The sequence below is a fragment of the Streptomyces sp. NPDC001663 genome (assembly GCF_042893105.1).
In the GTDB taxonomy this organism is placed as follows: domain Bacteria; phylum Actinomycetota; class Actinomycetes; order Streptomycetales; family Streptomycetaceae; genus Streptomyces.
Genome location: NZ_JBIAUR010000009.1, coordinates 197,773 through 212,610, shown reverse-complemented (window position 1 = coordinate 212,610; position 14,838 = coordinate 197,773). Strand labels below are relative to the sequence as shown.

The window sequence follows — 14,838 nt, the reverse complement described above, 5'->3', positions numbered from 1 at the left end:
GCGCAGCCCCTCCGACGCGGGTGGCCGAAGCGGGACATTGAAAGCGCAACGAGAGTCCAGAGCACAACAGGAGTCGTCAACACCCCGCGTGTCACCCTGAAAGGGATGAGGACCATGGCAGTCCACGACCACCCGCAACGGCATGTGCGGTTCCATCTCCCGTCGATGCGCAGGCCCATGACGGCCCATCAGTCAGCCGAGGCGACCACGCCTCTTGTCATGACGGCGATCAGCGCGCACGTCCTCGCCGCACTGCGCGTGCTGACCGGGTTCGTCTTCCTGTGGGCCTTCCTCGACAAGACCTTCGGATTCGGTTACGCCACTCCGTCCGGCAGGGGCTGGATCGACGGCGGCTCGCCGACCAAGGGCTTCCTCGGCTCGGTCGCCGCCGGGCCGATGGAGTCCACCTTCCACGACTGGGCCGGCGCCGGCTGGGCGGACTGGTTGTTCATGCTCGGCCTGCTCGGTATCGGCCTCGCCCTGATCGCGGGCATCGGCCTGCGGATCGCCGCCGTGGCCGGCACCGCGATGATGGCGCTGATGTGGCTGGCCGAATGGCCGCCCGCCAAGCACCTGTCCGACGGGTCGCCGAGCATGTCGCCCAACCCGTTCGCCGACTACCACATCGTCTACGCCGTCGTCCTCGTCGCCCTCGCGGCCGCGGGCGCCGGAGCCACCTGGGGCCTGGGCAGGGCATGGGCACGCCTGCCCTTCGTCAGCCGCAACCGCTGGCTGCTCTGACCGGACATGACCGTCCCCGACCGGGGCACCGCCGCAGCGCTGCGACGGTGCCCCGGCTTTTCCGGCCGACTCCCGCGCCGACCGGCCCCCGTCACCGGGGCCATTGGTCCCGGTGACGGCCTGTCGGATTGGGCCGCAGGGCCGTGACGCAGGGACCGCCAGCCCAGGTGCGCCGGGATGCGCGCCACCTAGCGTTCCTGGCCATGGAGAACGATCAGAACGCACGACGTCAGACGTCGCGCGCCGGTGAAGGCTGGCCGCTGGCCGCCCGGAGACTGCTGACGCGCCGTTACGAGCCGCGCGGCTGCCCGCGCGGGGCGTCGTTCTCCTGGTACACGTACTCGCCCAGCCGCGTCCGATACCCGTATGTGCGCGGCGAGTTGCTGAAGCTGTGGCGCGAGGCCCGGCGGCGCCTGGGCGATCCGGCGGCGGCCTGGGCCGAGATCACCTCCGACCCGGCGAAGGCCCGGGCGTACAAGCCGGCCCGCGGCAAGGGCGGCCTGGTGCGCGCCGACTGGGACGCGTGGAGCGTCCCGATCGGCTACCTCACCCGCCCGTACCTGGTCTACCGCCACCGAGGTACGCCCCCCGTGGTGACCGCGCCGACGGCCTCGCACACCACACGAGGCGCCGCATGAGCCGTGCGCCTGCCGTCGCACCGGACGAGGCGGCCACCGGACGGACGGCCACAGTCGGCGCGAGTCGGCGGACAGCCTGGGCGATGCTCCTCACCGGACTCATCGGCTGGCTCGCCTCGTTCCAGCTCACCGTGGACGACTGGCGGCTGCTGAAGGACCCGGCCTACCAACCGCCCTGCAACATCAGCCCGATCGTCAGCTGCGGCAGCGTCATGTCCAGCCGGCAGGGCAGCCTGTTCGGCTTCCCCAACATGCTGCTGGGGCTGGCCGCATTCGCCGCCGTGGTGGCGCTGGGCATCGCCGTTCTCACCGGGGCGTGTCTGAGCCGACGGCTCTGGCTGGCGCTGGATGCGGGGGCGCTGGCGGGGGTGGTGTTCGTGCACTGGCTGATCGGGCAGTCGCTGTACCAGCTGAACAAGATCTGCCCGTACTGCGCGGTCGTCTGGGTCGTGACCATCGCCCTGTTCTGGTGCCTCACCCTGCACTGCCTGGATCGAGGGGTCTTCCCAGTGCCGCAGGGCGTCCTCACATTCGTACGGGACACGCACTGGATGCTCCTCGCCGCCTGGTACGGGGTGATCGGGGCGCTCGTGCTCACCCGCTTCTGGCCGTACTGGAGCAGCCTGTTTTAGCCGACCACGGCGGCGGGGGACAGGTGTGCGCGAGGAGGGCCGAAGGTCCCCTTGCACCGGTGCCGGACGGGACCGGCGCGTGCCCTGTCCGGCACTTCGTGCGATCACTTCGGACCACGAGCATGGACCACGAAGGACACGTTCAGGGAGAGGACCTGTGATGACCGCGACCGTGACAGCCGGTACCGGGACCGCCGACGCCTGGCGGCAGTTCGCCGGGACGGAGTGGCGCGAGCACATCGACGTGCGTGACTTCATTCAGGCCAACTACACGCCGTACGAGGGCGACGCGGCCTTCCTGGCCGGCCCCACCGGCCGCACCCGGGCCGTCTGGGAGAAGGTCAGCGCGCTGTTCCCGGAGGAGCGTGTGCGAGGCATCCTCGACGTGGACACCGCTACGCCGTCGACGATCACGTCGCACGCCCCCGGCTACATCGACCGCCAACGGGAACTGATCGTCGGCCTGCAGACCGACGCCCCGCTCCGGCGCGCCATCATGCCGAACGGCGGCCTGCGAATGGTCGAGAACGGCCTGAGGGCTTACGGCTACGAGCCCGACCCGTTCGTCACCAAGGTCTTCGGGACCTACCGCAAGACCCACAACGACGGCGTCTTCGACGCGTACACCCCCGAGATGCGCACCGCCCGCAAGGTCGGCATCATCACCGGACTGCCCGACGCCTATGGCCGCGGCCGGATCATCGGCGACTACCGGCGCGTCGCCCTCTACGGCACCGACCGGCTGATCGAGGCCAAGCGGGCCGACCGGGCCCGGCTCGACGCACAGCCCTCGACCCCTGACGTCATCCGCGACCGCGAGGAACTCGCCGAGCAGACCAGGGCACTGGGTGAGCTCGCCCGCATGGCAGCGACGTACGGCTGCGACGTCTCCCGCCCCGCTGCCACCGCGCACGAGGCCGTGCAGTGGCTGTACCTCGGCTACCTGGCCGCCGTGAAGGAGCAGAACGGCGCCGCGATGTCGCTGGGCCGCACCTCCACCTTCCTGGACGTCTACCTCCAGCGCGACCTGGACGCGGGCATCATCGACGAGACCCGCGCCCAGGAACTGATCGACGACTTCGTCATCAAGCTGCGCATCGTACGGTTCCTGCGCACCCCCGAGTACGACGCCCTGTTCTCCGGCGACCCCACCTGGGTGACGGAGTCCATCGGTGGCATCGGCACGGACGGCCGCCCCCTGGTCACCCGCACCTCCTTCCGCTTCCTGCAGACCCTCTACAACCTCGGCCCGGCCCCCGAGCCCAACCTGACCGTGCTGTGGTCGCCCCAACTGCCGTACAGCTTCAAGGAGTTCTGCGCCCAGGTCTCGATCGACACCAGTGCCGTCCAGTACGAGTCGGACGATCTGATGCGCCCCCGCACCGGCGACGACACCGCGATCGCCTGCTGCGTGTCGGCCATGGCGGTCGGCAAGCAGATGCAGTTCTTCGGGGCACGCGTCAACCTCGCCAAAGCCCTGCTGTATGCCGTCAACGGCGGTCGCGACGAGATGACCGGCGACCAGATCACCCCGGAGATGCCCGCCCTCACAGGCGACTGCCTGGACTACGAGGAACTGTCGGCGGCGTACGACCGCGTCCTGGACTGGCTGGCCGAGACGTATGTGAACACGCTCAACGTCATCCACTACATGCACGACAAGTACGCCTACGAGCGCCTCGAAATGGCCCTGCACGACCACCCCGTGCATCGCTTCATGGCCTGCGGCATCGCCGGCCTCTCAGTGGCGACGGACAGCCTCTCGGCCGTTAAGTACGCGCGCGTGAAGGTCATCCGGGACGCGACCGGCCTCGCCGTCGACTTCCGGACCGAGGGCGAGTTCCCGATGTACGGGAACAACGACGACCGCGCCGACGCCCTCGCCGTCCGCCTGGTGGAGTCGTTCATGGAGAAGGTGCGCAAGCACCCCACCTACCGGGACGCCGAGCACACCCAGTCGGTGCTGACCATCACCTCCAACGTGGTGTACGGCAAGCACACCGGCAACACCCCCGACGGCCGCCGAGCCGGACAGCCGTTCGCGCCCGGCGCCAACCCGATGAACGGCCGCGACCGGCACGGGGTGGCCGCCTCCGCGCTGTCGGTCGCGAAGCTGCCGTACGAGCAGGCCCGCGACGGCATCTCGCTGACCACCACGATCACCCCTGAGGGCCTGGGCCACGTGCCCGAGGAGCGCGCGGGCCACCTGGTCGGCATCCTCGACGCGTACATGGCCGCCGGCGGGTTCCACATGAACGTCAACGTCCTGAACCGGGCCGTCCTGGAGGACGCCATGGAACACCCGGAGAACTACCCGGAGTTGACGATCCGGGTCTCCGGGTACGCCGTCAACTTCGTCCGCCTGACCCGCGAGCAGCAGCTCGACGTGATCAGCCGTACCTTCCACGGATCGCTGTGAACACCGTCGTCGAGCCGGTGACGGGCCGGATCCACTCCTGGGACCTGTCCACCGGAGTGGACGGTCCGGGGACCCGGTTCGTGCTCTTCGTCAGCGGCTGCCCGCTGCGCTGCCTGTACTGCGCCAACCCCGACACCTGGCACATGAGGGACGGACGGGAGACCACGGTCGACGAGGTGATGGCCGAGATCGAGAAGTACCGGGCCTTCGTCACCACGGCCGGGGGAGGGGTGACCATCACCGGCGGCGAGGCGCTGCTCCAGCCCGCCTTCACGGCCGCCGTGCTGCGGCGCTGCAAGGAACTCGGTCTGCACACCGCCCTGGACACCTCCGGCTTCCTGGGCGCCCGCGCCACCGACGAGCTCCTCGCCGACACCGACCTGGTCCTCCTCGACATCAAGTCCTTCGACGTGCGCACCTACCGGGAGCTGACCGGCGGCGAACTCGCCCCCACCCTCAACTTCGCCACCCGCCTGGACCGGCTCGGCATTCGGACGTGGATCCGCTACGTCCTGGTCCCCGGCTGGACCGACTCACCGGAGGCGATCTACGGCCTGGCCCGCTTCCTCTCCGGCCTCGGCAACGTCGAACGCGTCGACGTCCTGCCCTTCCACAAACTCGGCGCCGCCAAGTACGACGCCCTCGACGTGCCCTTCCGCCTGCGGAACACGCCGACCCCAGGGCCCGACCTGGTCGGGCGGGTCCGGGAACAGTTCCGAGAACTGGGGCTGAACGCCTACTGATCCCTGCGTGCCTGACAGTGATGCTGCCGACAACCGCTGAGCCTCACTGCATGCCGACGTTGCCCTTGAGTTCGCGTCCGGTGACCATCTCCGGCTCGATCCGTACGAAGACCGCTTCCCCCAGCGGCATCCAGGACCGCGGGCCGGACTGCGCCAGCCGTTCGTGCTCGTCGGGGTCGGTCACCGCGGTCGCCCGGCCGGTGACGACGACGCTCCATCCGGACTGGGTCGGCACCGTGAATTCGTCCGCTTCGAAGGCGACCACGACGCCGTCGATCGCGCGGACGAGGTCGGAGCCCGCCGAGGTGGACAGTACGACGGAGGCGTCGGTGTCCAGGGAGAAGCTGACCGGGAGGATCGCGGGCAACGCCTGACAGGTGTACACGACGCGGCCGACCGGCACCTTGGCCAGCAGCCGCAGGCATTCCTGCCGGTCGAGTCCACGAGAGGCGTCGTCCTGGAACATCAGTCCATCGTCTCTGTGGGTGGCTCGAGAGGGTAGGGCCGGTCGGCCCCCTCCACGTCACCGCGAGGCCGGACCACAAACCTTTGTTTCCCAGGGCCGGCGCAGCCACCTTGCTGTAGGGGAAGCAGCCGGGAGAGGCGTTCGCCGTGAACTTCTGGGCGTGGGCGTTGCTCAGCCCGCTCGGACCCCGGTTCAAGGACACGCTGGAGCTGTCGTCGTTGCAGCAGTCGCTGCTGGTGGCCGTGCCGGTCGTGGTCGGCGCCCTGGGCCGCATCCCGGTCGGTGCGCTGACCGACCGGTTCGGCGGGCGTGTGATGTTCCCGATCGTGTCCGCGGCCACCATCGTTCCTGTCCTCTATCTCGGTCTGGCCGGGCACTCCTCGCTCGGTGCGCTTCTGGTCGGCGGGTTCTTCCTCGGCATGGGCGGCACCGCGTTCGCTGTCGGTGTGCCCTTCGTCAACGCGTGGTTCCCGCCCGAGCGGCGGGGCCTGGCCATCGGCATCTTCGGGATGGGCATGGGCGGCACCGCCATCAGCGCTCTGACCACCGTGAAGCTGGTCGACGCGCACAGCATGTCGACACCCTTCCTGATCACCGCGGCCGTCCTCGCCGCCTACGTCCTCGTGGCCGCGCTGGTGCTGCGCGATGCCCCCGGCCGCACGGTGCCCACCGAGCCGCTGGCCCGCCGACCGGCGGCCACCCTGCGCCTGGGCGTCACCTGGCAGGCGTCCGCCCTGTACGCGGTGGCCTTCGGCGGCTACGTCGCCTTCTCCGTCTACCTGCCGACGTATCTGAAGACCGGCTACGGCCTCACCCAGGCGGATGCGGCGAACCGGATGGCCGGCTTTGTGCTGCTGGCCGTGGCGATGCGACCGATCGGCGGCTGGCTGTCCGACCGCGTCGGACCGGTGCGGGTGCTGGCCGGCACGCTCGCGGTGGTGCTGGCCGGGGCGCCTGCCCAGTCGGCGACTCCGGCGCTGGCGCCGGTGGGCACGATCGCGTTCCTCGCCATGGCCGCCGCCCTCGGGGCGGGCAGCGGCGCGGTGTTCGCGCTGGTGGCCCTGCTGGCCCCGGCGAACAAGGTCGGTTCGGTCACCGGCGTCGTGGGCGCGGCAGGCGGCCTGGGCGGCTTCGTCCCGCCGCTGGTGATGGGCTCGCTGTACGGCGCGTACGGCTCGTACGCGATCGGCCTGATCCTGCTGGGCGTGGTCGGGGCGGCAGCGCTGGCCTTCACCGAAACCGGCGTACGGCACGCGCTCGTCCGCCGGACGCCGACCGCTCACTCCCACTGAGCGCAGCCGGAGTCATGAGATGTGCGAGTACTGCGGCTGCCAGACCCAGCAACCAATCGCGTGCCGAAGACACGGTCGCCCGCCGGCTACTCCTGCGGCCCTCGGCCGGACACTCCTCCGTTCCCGCTCCCTCCGGAGGCCCTACCGCGTCGGCCGGCGCTCGGTCGCGGGCGGCGACGGCTCGCCGTCTGCCCGGATGGCCGGTTTGCCATGTGCGGGCTTGGTGATGTGACGGGGCAGCACGTCCTGCGGGAAGATCAGTTGCTGGCTCTGCCAGGTGAGGGCGGCGGGCATCTCGCTCGTCCAGGTGTTGAAGTTGTGCACGCCGTTGTCTGGGACGATCGATGCGGTGCGTAGCGGGGGCTTTGCCAGGCGCAGGAATTCCTGGGCCTTCGGGTAGATGTCCTCGTCTCCGTGCCTACTCGCGGCGACCAGGACCGACACCTGCGGGATCGGCAGGTGCTTCAGCCGCCAGAACAGATTGTGGGAGTCGATCCGCAGCTGCCGGGCCGTGCCGCTGCCGAACAGGTTGCCGGTGGTCGGGTCCTCCTTGACCTGGAAGTCGGGGGAGAGGGCCGCCGCGGAGGTGTAGGCGTGCGGGTCGCGCAGGGCGAGCTGCAGGGCGCAGGTGCCGCCGGAGGAGTAGCCGAGGGCGCCCCAGGCGGTGGCGCTGTGGCCCACCCGATAGGCGGACTTGAGGGCTTCCGGGAGATCCTTGGCGAGGAACGTCTCCGTCTGCGGCCCCCCGGGCACGTTCACACACTCGGTGTCGCGGGGCGGGGCGATCGTCGGCCGGATCTCGACGATGACGGTCGGTTGCATCTTCCCCTGCTTGGTCAGCGCCTGGGAGTACTGCCAGACCCGCAGATGCTGGGCGAGGTTGAAGATGCTGCCCGGGTAGCCGCTCATGGCCACGATGACGGGGAAGCGCTGGCGGGCGTACGCCCGCTGGAAGTACTGGGGTGGCAGGTAGACGAATGCGGGGTCGATCGCGCCGGTCCGGCGCCCGACGACCCGCACCGACTCGACCCGGCCGTTCAGCGCCGCCGGGCCGGTCGGTACGCCGGAGACGTGGTTCAGCAGGGAGGCGTCGCCGGGCTGGATCAGGACCGTGTGCGTGTTGCTGATGCCGGTGACCCCTCCGGAGGAGTTCGTACCGGTGAGAGCGACCGGCGCCGTACTGTCGCTGCCGAACAGGTCGCTCCAGGAGCCGTAGAACTGGTAGTCGGCGTTGACGGCGGCGAACAGCGTGGTGATCGTCACGAGCTGTGTCACGCCGATGGTGACGAGCCGTGCCGTGACCGCCGCCCACCCGGGCCGGGCCAGGCGCGGCCACTGCCACACCGTGAGCGCCACAAACGCAGTGGTCAGTGCGGCCAGTACGTACACCGTCGTCCAGCTGGTGAGGTTCATGGTGCGTCCCTTGCTGCCAGGCTTCCGTACGGCTAGAGGGTTCACGGGCCCGGTGCGTTCCGTCCGCTTGTGTGCCACTCCTCACCCGTATGGCGGCGATCCTCGGAGGCGAGTCGATGCGGCACCTCGGATCTCCGGCCCGGGGACGCGAGCCGTACTGGATGGCATCCAGCGCCACCAGGTCACTGGGGCAGCGGATGCGAGGGGGCGCCGTTGGCGGCCCGCGACAGCGAGCCGGCTCAACGCGGCCGGCAGCCGCGCGGTGCACCGGCGGACGATTTCGGTCGCCGCGCATCTCCGGCAATGCCGCAGCCCCAGTTGGTGCCGTGGGCCTCTTCCTTACGCCGCCCCGTCTTCCGTACCCGCCTCGGCGGCCCCCGCAGACAGGTCCGCGAGAGCTGTCAGGGCGCGGTCGCCGATGTCCTCGACGGTTCCGACGGCGTTCACCGTCAGCAGCAGGACGGCGTAGTGGGCGAGGAGGGGAGCCGTCCGGCGGCGGTAGATCGTCTGCCGGTGACGGATGACCTCCTCGGTGTCGTCGGGCCGCCCGCGGCTGCGCAGGCGTGCCACCACCACGTCCTCCGGTGCGGTGAGCTCCAGGACGGCGTCGAGGGGCGTTCCGGTCTCGGCCAGGATGGCGGAGAGCTCGCGCGCCTGCCGGACGGTGCGGGGGAAGCCGTCGAGCAGGAAGCCCCGCGCGGTGTCCGGCTCCTCCAGACGTCGTCGCACCATACCGGCGGTGACGTGGTCAGGCACGAGCTCCCCCGCGTCCAGGTAGCGTTGCGCGTCTCGTCCCAGCGGCGTCAGCCGTCGGACGTGGTCGCGGAACAGGTCCCCGGTCGAGATGTGGGGAATGCCGAGCCGTCGGCTGAGCAGGGCGGCCTGGGTGCCCTTGCCCACTCCGGGAGGGCCGATGAGGACGATTCGCATCAGGGGTGTGCCTTCCTGTTGTCGCGGGGTGTCGGTCTGCCGCATGTCCGGTCGGGCGGCTCGGCGTTGCCGTACGGGCTCGCCGTCAGCATGCCAACGGGCCGTGCACGTGGCTGCGGGTCTTTCGGGCACCTGTGTCGGGCCAGGAGGCCGGACGTGGCCACTCGTCAGCACTTCGGCGGTGCCCCCGCTCCGGTGAGGAGCGCGATCCGGCCGGACAGCGGACCCGACCGGGCCATGTCCGTTTCCTCCTTCCCTGTACGCACCCCGTCACCCCGCCTGCTGGGGCCGACCCGAGAGCCCGGAGTTGATCAGGTCCATCACAGAGGCGTCGGCGAGCGTCGTGACGTCGCCGACCTCGCGGTTCTCCGCCACGTCGCGCAGCAGCCGCCGCATGATCTTTCCGGAGCGGGTCTTGGGCAGCTCCGAAACCACCAGGATTCGACGGGGCTTGGCGATGGGGCCGATCTCCTGGGCCACGTGCTCGCGCAGCGCCGCGGTGACATCCGCTCCGTTCCCGCCGACGGCGCCGGCGACACGCGCGGCGTCCGTGACGTCCGCGACACCCGAGCGCAGGATCACGAAGGCGACGATCGCCTGGCCGGTCGTCGCGTCCGACGCCCCCACCACGGCGGCCTCGGCAACCGTCGGGTGCGACACGAGCGCCGACTCGACCTCGGCGGTGGAGATCCGGTGGCCGGAGACGTTCATGACGTCGTCGACGCGGCCCAGCAGCCAGATGTCGCCGTCCTCGTCGTAGCGGGCGCCGTCCCCGGCGAAGTAGTAGCCGCGGTCGGCGAACCGGGTCCAGTAGGTCTCGCGGTAGCGGTCGTCGTCGCCCCAGACTCCGCGGAGCATGGCGGGCCAGGGCCGGTCCAGCACGAGGTAGCCGCTCGCGCCCGTGCCCACCTCCTCGCCCTGGTCGTCGACCACCTTGGCCGAGATGCCGGGCACCGCTGTCCGCGCCGAGCCGGGCTTGGCCGGGGCCGCTCCGGGCAGGGGCGCGATCATGACCGCGCCGGTCTCGGTCTGCCACCAGGTGTCCACCACCGGAGCGCGGCCGGCGCCGATGTGTTCGCGGTACCAGCGCCACGCCTCGGGGTTGATCGGTTCGCCCACGCTGCCGAGGACGCGGATCGACGACAGGTCGTAGCGGGCCGGGAGCTGCTCGCCCCACTTCATGAACGTGCGGATGAGGGTGGGGGCGGTGTAGTAGACCGAGACCCCGTACCTCTCGATGATCTCGAAGTGCCGTCCCTCGTGCGGGGTGTTGGGCGTGCCCTCGTACAGGATCGACGTGGTGCGGTTGGCGAGCGGCCCGTAGACGATGTAGGAGTGCCCGGTGATCCAGCCGATGTCGGCGGTGCACCAGTAGACGTCGTTGTCGGAGTCGAGGTCGAAGACGGCGCGGTGGGTGTACGCGGCTTGGGTGAGGTAGCCGCCCGAGGTGTGCAGGATGCCTTTCGGCTTCCCGGTCGTGCCCGAGGTGTAGAGGATGAACAGCGGGTGCTCGGCGTCGAAGGACTCCGGCCGGTGCTCGTCGGACTGGGCGTCCACCAGCTCGTGCCACCACAGGTCGCGGCCCTCGGTCCAGGGCACGGCGGTGCCGGTGCGCCGGACCACCAGGACGTGCTCGATGCTCGGGGTGTGGCGCGTGGCCTCGTCGGTGTTCGCCTTCGTGGGTTCCGCCCGGCCCCGGCGGTACTGGCCGTCCGAGGTGATCAGCAGGCGGGCTCCGGCGTCCTCGATGCGCGACTGCAGGGCCGCGGGGGAGAAGCCGCCGAAGACCACGCTGTGCACCAGCCCGAGCCGGGCGCAGGCCAGCATGGCGACCACGGCCTCGGGGATCATCGGCAGCTGGATGGCGACTCGGTCACCGGCGCGCAGGCCGAGCGAGAGCAGGGCGTTGGCCGCCCTGCAGACCTCGCGCTTCAGCTCCGCGTAGGTGATCGTGCGGGTGTCGCCCGGTTCCCCTTCCCAGAGGAAGGCGACGCGGCCGCCGTGGCCGGCCTCGACGTGCCGGTCGACGCAGTTGTACGCGACGTTCAGCCGCCCGCCGGTGAACCAGCGCGCGAACGGCGCGTCCGACCAGTCCAGTACCTCGGACCACTCGGTCTCCCAGTCGAGGCGTTCCGCCTGCCGTGCCCAGAACGTCAGGCGGTCCGCCTCCGCGCTGTCGTCCGGCCGGGGCACCGCTGCGTCGGCTCCGGCGAGCGGGCTGTCGGGGGCGGGGCGGAGATCGGAGCGCGGGGACATGCGGGTTCCTCCTCGGATGCGGGTGGTGGGCGACGGACGGGCCGTGCGGGAGGCCGTCGGGCACGGCTCGCCCGTCACCAGGGCTCTACGGTGGCCTGGGCGGGTTGGCGCGAGGTTGGCGCCACCGGCCTGGGCTCCCAGGGGCGCCGCGCGGGGCGGCCGCGGGTGGACAGGGCGAGGCGCGGCACCAGTGGCGCGGCGGTACGGCGGCGCAGGGCGCCCTGCCACACGCCCCAGCCGTAGGCCAGGTCGTCGAGCCGCCGGATCGCCGTGTGGGTGAGCGGGCCGAGCGCGGTGCGGGAGCGGCGGTGGTCGGCCAGCCCCTCGGCGACGGCCGCGGCGAGCAGGGCGTACCGGGCCCGGCGGCTGACGGCGGCGGCGGCCACCGCCACCGGCCAGTGGTGCCGGGTGGCGCAGCGCAGCAACTGCTCGGCGGTGCCGCGCAGGGCCGCGAGCGAGAGCAGGGTGCCCGCACGGGCGGGATGGTCGGCGTCCGGCATGCGGCGCGTCACCTTCACGGCGGTCGCCGCGGTGAGGGCCAGCGCCGCGGCCGCCGGCAGCGGCTTGGCCCGTAGGAGAAGGGCGCAGGCGGCGAGCGACCAGGGCGCGGCGTACAGGGGCGGCACCCGGCCGGGGTGACGCAGTGCCAGGTCGGCGGCGCCGGTGCCGTACCCGGCTCGCTGGGCGACCCAGCTGCGCAGGTCGGTGCGGTGCCGGTGGCCGACCTGCACGGAGGGGACGTAGCGCAGCCGCCAGCCCGCCTCGTGCAGCCGCATGCACAGGTCGACGTCCTCGCCGACCCGCATCCCGGGAGCGAACCCGGCGCCCACCGCCGCCCGGCGGACCACGATGGTCGCGCTCGGCACGTAGGAGAGCATGGACACCGGCACCACCGGCCCCTCCCGCACCCCCATGTCCAGCGGCGAGCGGACCTCCTCGTAGCGGTCGAACAGCCCCGGCGCGGACACCGGCAGGGCGACGACCCGGGGCGCGACCAGCGCCACCGCCGGGTCACTGAAGTGCGCCAACAGCGGTGCCAGCCAGCCCGGTTCGGGCACGACGTCGGAATCGACGAACGCCACGTACGCCGTACGGGCGTGGCGCAGGGTCGTGTTGCGGGCGGCGGCCGGGCCGAGGTTGTGCGGGTGGACCAGCAGACGGGCGCCGTGCCGCCCGGCGACCCGGGCGAGGGCGTCGGGGTTCCGGGAGCCGTCGTCCACCACCAGGACGGGCAGGTCCGCGGTGGGCGGGTCGGCGCGCAACGCGGCCAGCAGGGCGTCGAGTTGGTCGGCGCGGTCGCGTACCGGGATCGCGATGGTGGTGTCGCGGACGGGTTGGAGCTCGGGGCGCGGGTGGGCGACCCCGGCGTCCAGGAGTCGGCGGGCGAGCGCGGCGCTCGTCGCGTCCGTCACGGCGAAGCGGCCATCTTCCAGGAGACGTACGGCCGTTGGAGTGATGCGCATCAGCCGCGGGGGAGACCCGCCGAGCATCAGGTGGCCGTCGCGGGAGCGGTGGGTGTCGGCGGCGAGTTCGACCGCGAAGCCGTGTGGCAGCCGGCCGTCCGGAGGAGGCGGCAGTGTCTCCGTGGGCGGGGAGATCCGTACGAACCAGGTCATGCCGTGAACCCTCCGTCCGCGTGCAGCACCGAACCGGTGACCGCGAAGGACTCCGCCGAGCAGGCCCAGGCCACCACGGAGGCGACCTCGTCCGGCTCCAACGGGCGTCCGGTGAGCTGCTGGTCGGCGAGTTTGTCGACGCCGGGCAGGTCGTAGAGGTCGGCCGTGGCGCGGAGCATGTCGGTGTTCGTGGAGCCGGGGGACACGGCGAGCGCGTTCACGCCGGTGTCGCGCAGGTCGACCGCGAGGCCCCGGACCAGCCCGACCACGGCGTGCTTGGCGGCGCAGTAGGCACCAAGGCCCCACAACCCGCGGTGCGCCGCGGCGGAGGCGAGGGCGACGAAGCGGCCGGTGCGCGGCTGCGGCCTGCGCAGCAGCGCGGGTACGGCGACGCGTGCCAGGTTCGCCACGCCCATCACATCGACGTCGAGCAGCGTGCGCCACTGTGCGTCGGTCTGCTCCCACACCGGCCCGCCGCCGAGCATGACCGCGGCGCCGGCCACGGCGGCGTCGAGCCCGCCGAAGTCGATCTCCGCCATGCGTACGGCGTCCTCCAGTGCGGCCGCGTCGCGGACATCCGCCCGGAGCGTACGCACCAGGGGGAACTCCTTTGCCAGAAGCTCGAGTTGGTGCGGCTCGGCGAGTGGATACGGCACGTCGGGGTCGTCGGCGCAGCGGTCCACGGCGACGACCGCCCATCCGTCGCGGGCGAGTCGGCGCACGGTCGCGGCGCCGATGCCGCGTGCGGCTCCGGTGACGACGGCGACCCGGTGGCCGGTCATCGTCCGGCCTCCGCAGGGGTGGTGACCGGCGGGCTCAGTCGTCCGCGCGGGGAGATCCGCCTGTCACGGATGTCGGCGGCGACCGCCCAGCCGTCGCGGGCGAGTCGGCGCACGGTCGCGGCGCCGGTGACGACGGCGACCCGGCGGCCGGTCATCGTCCGGCTCCGGCAGGGGCGGTGACCGGCAGGCCCAGTCGTCCGCGCCGGGAGATCCGCCAGTCACGGATGTCGGCGGTGAGCCGGTCCGCCATCCGCTCCAGGAGCCGTTCGCCTTCATCGGCCCCGGCGCCCGCCGGGTCGCCGAGGACGCCGGACGGGCTGACGCCGCGGACCGACTCGGCGACCAGCCGGTCCATCAACTGCTCGACCGGCTCGGTGGATCCGGCGACGGCACGTTCGGTCCGTACGGCCGAGGGGCGCAGCCGGAGCATCAGCGAGGTCTCGGTGCGGCCTGCGTGCGCGTCGGAACCGGGTACCAGGCAGGGCCACCAGGCCGCGTCGCGGCTTTCGCCGCGTAGCCCGGCCACCGCGTCCGCCAGGCTCGCCACGTTGCCGCCGTGGCCGTTGACCACCAGCAGGCGGCCCGTCCAGCGCAGCAGCGAGCGGCCCGTCTCGGTGAGCAGCAGGCGCAGGGCGGCGTGACCGATGGACACCGTGCCCGGGAAGCCCTCGTGCTCGCCGCTTGCGCCGTAGCTCTGAGGCGGTGCGATCACCACGTCCCGTTCGCCGGACAGACGGGCCGCGGCCCGCTCGGCCACTGCCGTGGCCACCGTGGTGTCGGTGTCCAACGGCAGGTGGGGGCCGTGCTGTTCGCACGAGCCGAGCGGCAGCAGCACCAGCGGGCGGCGGCCCTCCAGGTCCGGCCAGGTCAGATCCGCGAGGCGGATCGGCTCCACGGCCTCGGGGCGCAT

The 14,838-nt window shown here is 71.9% G+C and carries 13 protein-coding genes and 1 pseudogene; 6 read left to right on the top strand and 8 right to left on the bottom strand.

The annotated features are described in order from the left end of the window. Nucleotides 1–114 precede the first annotated feature (114 nt). The 5 genes and pseudogenes from ACFY1L_RS28695 to pflA all read left to right on the top strand — a co-directional run bounded on the left by ACFY1L_RS28695 (nt 115) and on the right by pflA (nt 5,173). Nucleotides 115–741, top strand: a complete 627-nt coding sequence (locus ACFY1L_RS28695) for a hypothetical protein (RefSeq protein WP_388831089.1) — start codon at nt 115–117, stop codon at nt 739–741. A 203-nt stretch (nt 742–944) separates the two neighbouring features. Beyond that, nucleotides 945–1,262 (top strand): annotated as a pseudogene (locus tag ACFY1L_RS28690) (hypothetical protein); the annotation flags it as partial. 113 nt (nt 1,263–1,375) lie between these two features. Then, nucleotides 1,376–2,011 carry a vitamin K epoxide reductase family protein gene (locus ACFY1L_RS28685; RefSeq protein ID WP_388830424.1) on the top strand — a complete coding sequence of 212 codons (636 nt, stop codon included), beginning with the start codon at nt 1,376–1,378 and terminating at the stop codon, nt 2,009–2,011. Between the two features lie 160 nt (nt 2,012–2,171). After that, entirely contained in the window at nt 2,172–4,430 is a 2,259-nt protein-coding gene (pflB, locus tag ACFY1L_RS28680; protein WP_388830421.1) for a formate C-acetyltransferase, read from the top strand. Continuing rightward, complete coding sequence (gene pflA, locus ACFY1L_RS28675; RefSeq protein ID WP_388830418.1) at nt 4,427–5,173, top strand: pyruvate formate-lyase-activating protein; 747 nt, start codon at nt 4,427–4,429, stop codon at nt 5,171–5,173. The genes pflB and pflA overlap by 4 nt, the downstream gene beginning before the upstream one ends. 43 nt (nt 5,174–5,216) lie before the next feature. Here the strand turns inward: pflA and ACFY1L_RS28670 are convergent, their stop codons facing one another. After that, on the bottom strand, nt 5,217–5,639 hold the full coding sequence (locus ACFY1L_RS28670) for a pyridoxamine 5'-phosphate oxidase family protein (RefSeq protein ID WP_388830415.1): 423 nt from the start codon (nt 5,637–5,639) through the stop codon (nt 5,217–5,219). A gap of 146 nt (nt 5,640–5,785) precedes the next feature. Here ACFY1L_RS28670 and ACFY1L_RS28665 point away from each other — a divergent pair, with 146 nt between their 5' ends. Beyond that, nucleotides 5,786–6,931 carry an MFS transporter gene (locus ACFY1L_RS28665; protein WP_388830412.1) on the top strand — a complete coding sequence of 382 codons (1,146 nt, stop codon included), beginning with the start codon at nt 5,786–5,788 and terminating at the stop codon, nt 6,929–6,931. A gap of 141 nt (nt 6,932–7,072) precedes the next feature. On the opposite strand, the gene ACFY1L_RS28660 is transcribed toward ACFY1L_RS28665, so the two are convergent. The 7 genes from ACFY1L_RS28660 to mftE form a co-directional block, all read right to left on the bottom strand. After that, entirely contained in the window at nt 7,073–8,344 is a 1,272-nt protein-coding gene (locus tag ACFY1L_RS28660) for an alpha/beta hydrolase (RefSeq protein ID WP_388830409.1), read from the bottom strand. A gap of 339 nt (nt 8,345–8,683) precedes the next feature. Further along, a complete protein-coding gene (locus ACFY1L_RS28655) occupies nt 8,684–9,274 on the bottom strand; it encodes an adenylate kinase (RefSeq protein WP_388830406.1) in 591 nt (196 codons plus the stop codon). A 270-nt stretch (nt 9,275–9,544) separates the two neighbouring features. Further along, a complete protein-coding gene (gene acs / locus ACFY1L_RS28650) occupies nt 9,545–11,530 on the bottom strand; it encodes an acetate--CoA ligase (protein WP_388830403.1) in 1,986 nt (661 codons plus the stop codon). A 74-nt stretch (nt 11,531–11,604) separates the two neighbouring features. Beyond that, nucleotides 11,605–13,146, bottom strand: coding sequence for a mycofactocin biosynthesis glycosyltransferase MftF (gene mftF / locus ACFY1L_RS28645; RefSeq protein WP_388830400.1), 1,542 nt, complete (start codon nt 13,144–13,146; stop codon nt 11,605–11,607). Beyond that, a complete protein-coding gene (locus ACFY1L_RS28640) occupies nt 13,143–13,928 on the bottom strand; it encodes a mycofactocin-coupled SDR family oxidoreductase (protein ID WP_388830397.1) in 786 nt (261 codons plus the stop codon). Before ACFY1L_RS28640 ends, mftF begins: the two co-directional genes overlap by 4 nt. Beyond that, nucleotides 13,925–14,083, bottom strand: a complete 159-nt coding sequence (locus tag ACFY1L_RS28635; RefSeq protein WP_388830394.1) for a hypothetical protein — start codon at nt 14,081–14,083, stop codon at nt 13,925–13,927. Before ACFY1L_RS28635 ends, ACFY1L_RS28640 begins: the two co-directional genes overlap by 4 nt. Continuing rightward, nucleotides 14,080–14,838, bottom strand: coding sequence for a mycofactocin biosynthesis peptidyl-dipeptidase MftE (gene mftE / locus ACFY1L_RS28630; RefSeq protein ID WP_388830391.1), 759 nt, complete (start codon nt 14,836–14,838; stop codon nt 14,080–14,082). Before mftE ends, ACFY1L_RS28635 begins: the two co-directional genes overlap by 4 nt.

Coding starts and splice junctions, on each gene's coding strand:
- ACFY1L_RS28695 (WP_388831089.1), top strand. CDS start 115: ATGGCAGTCCACGACCACCCGCAACGGCATGTGCGGTTCCATCTCCCG.
- ACFY1L_RS28685 (WP_388830424.1), top strand. CDS start 1,376: ATGAGCCGTGCGCCTGCCGTCGCACCGGACGAGGCGGCCACCGGACGG.
- pflB (WP_388830421.1), top strand. CDS start 2,172: ATGACCGCGACCGTGACAGCCGGTACCGGGACCGCCGACGCCTGGCGG.
- ACFY1L_RS28670 (WP_388830415.1), bottom strand. CDS start 5,639: ATGTTCCAGGACGACGCCTCTCGTGGACTCGACCGGCAGGAATGCCTG.
- ACFY1L_RS28660 (WP_388830409.1), bottom strand. CDS start 8,344: ATGAACCTCACCAGCTGGACGACGGTGTACGTACTGGCCGCACTGACC.
- ACFY1L_RS28655 (WP_388830406.1), bottom strand. CDS start 9,274: ATGCGAATCGTCCTCATCGGCCCTCCCGGAGTGGGCAAGGGCACCCAG.
- acs (WP_388830403.1), bottom strand. CDS start 11,530: ATGTCCCCGCGCTCCGATCTCCGCCCCGCCCCCGACAGCCCGCTCGCC.
- mftF (WP_388830400.1), bottom strand. CDS start 13,146: ATGACCTGGTTCGTACGGATCTCCCCGCCCACGGAGACACTGCCGCCT.
- ACFY1L_RS28640 (WP_388830397.1), bottom strand. CDS start 13,928: ATGACCGGCCACCGGGTCGCCGTCGTCACCGGAGCCGCACGCGGCATC.
- ACFY1L_RS28635 (WP_388830394.1), bottom strand. CDS start 14,083: ATGACCGGCCGCCGGGTCGCCGTCGTCACCGGCGCCGCGACCGTGCGC.
- mftE (WP_388830391.1), bottom strand. CDS start 14,838: ATGCGCCCCGAGGCCGTGGAGCCGATCCGCCTCGCGGATCTGACCTGG.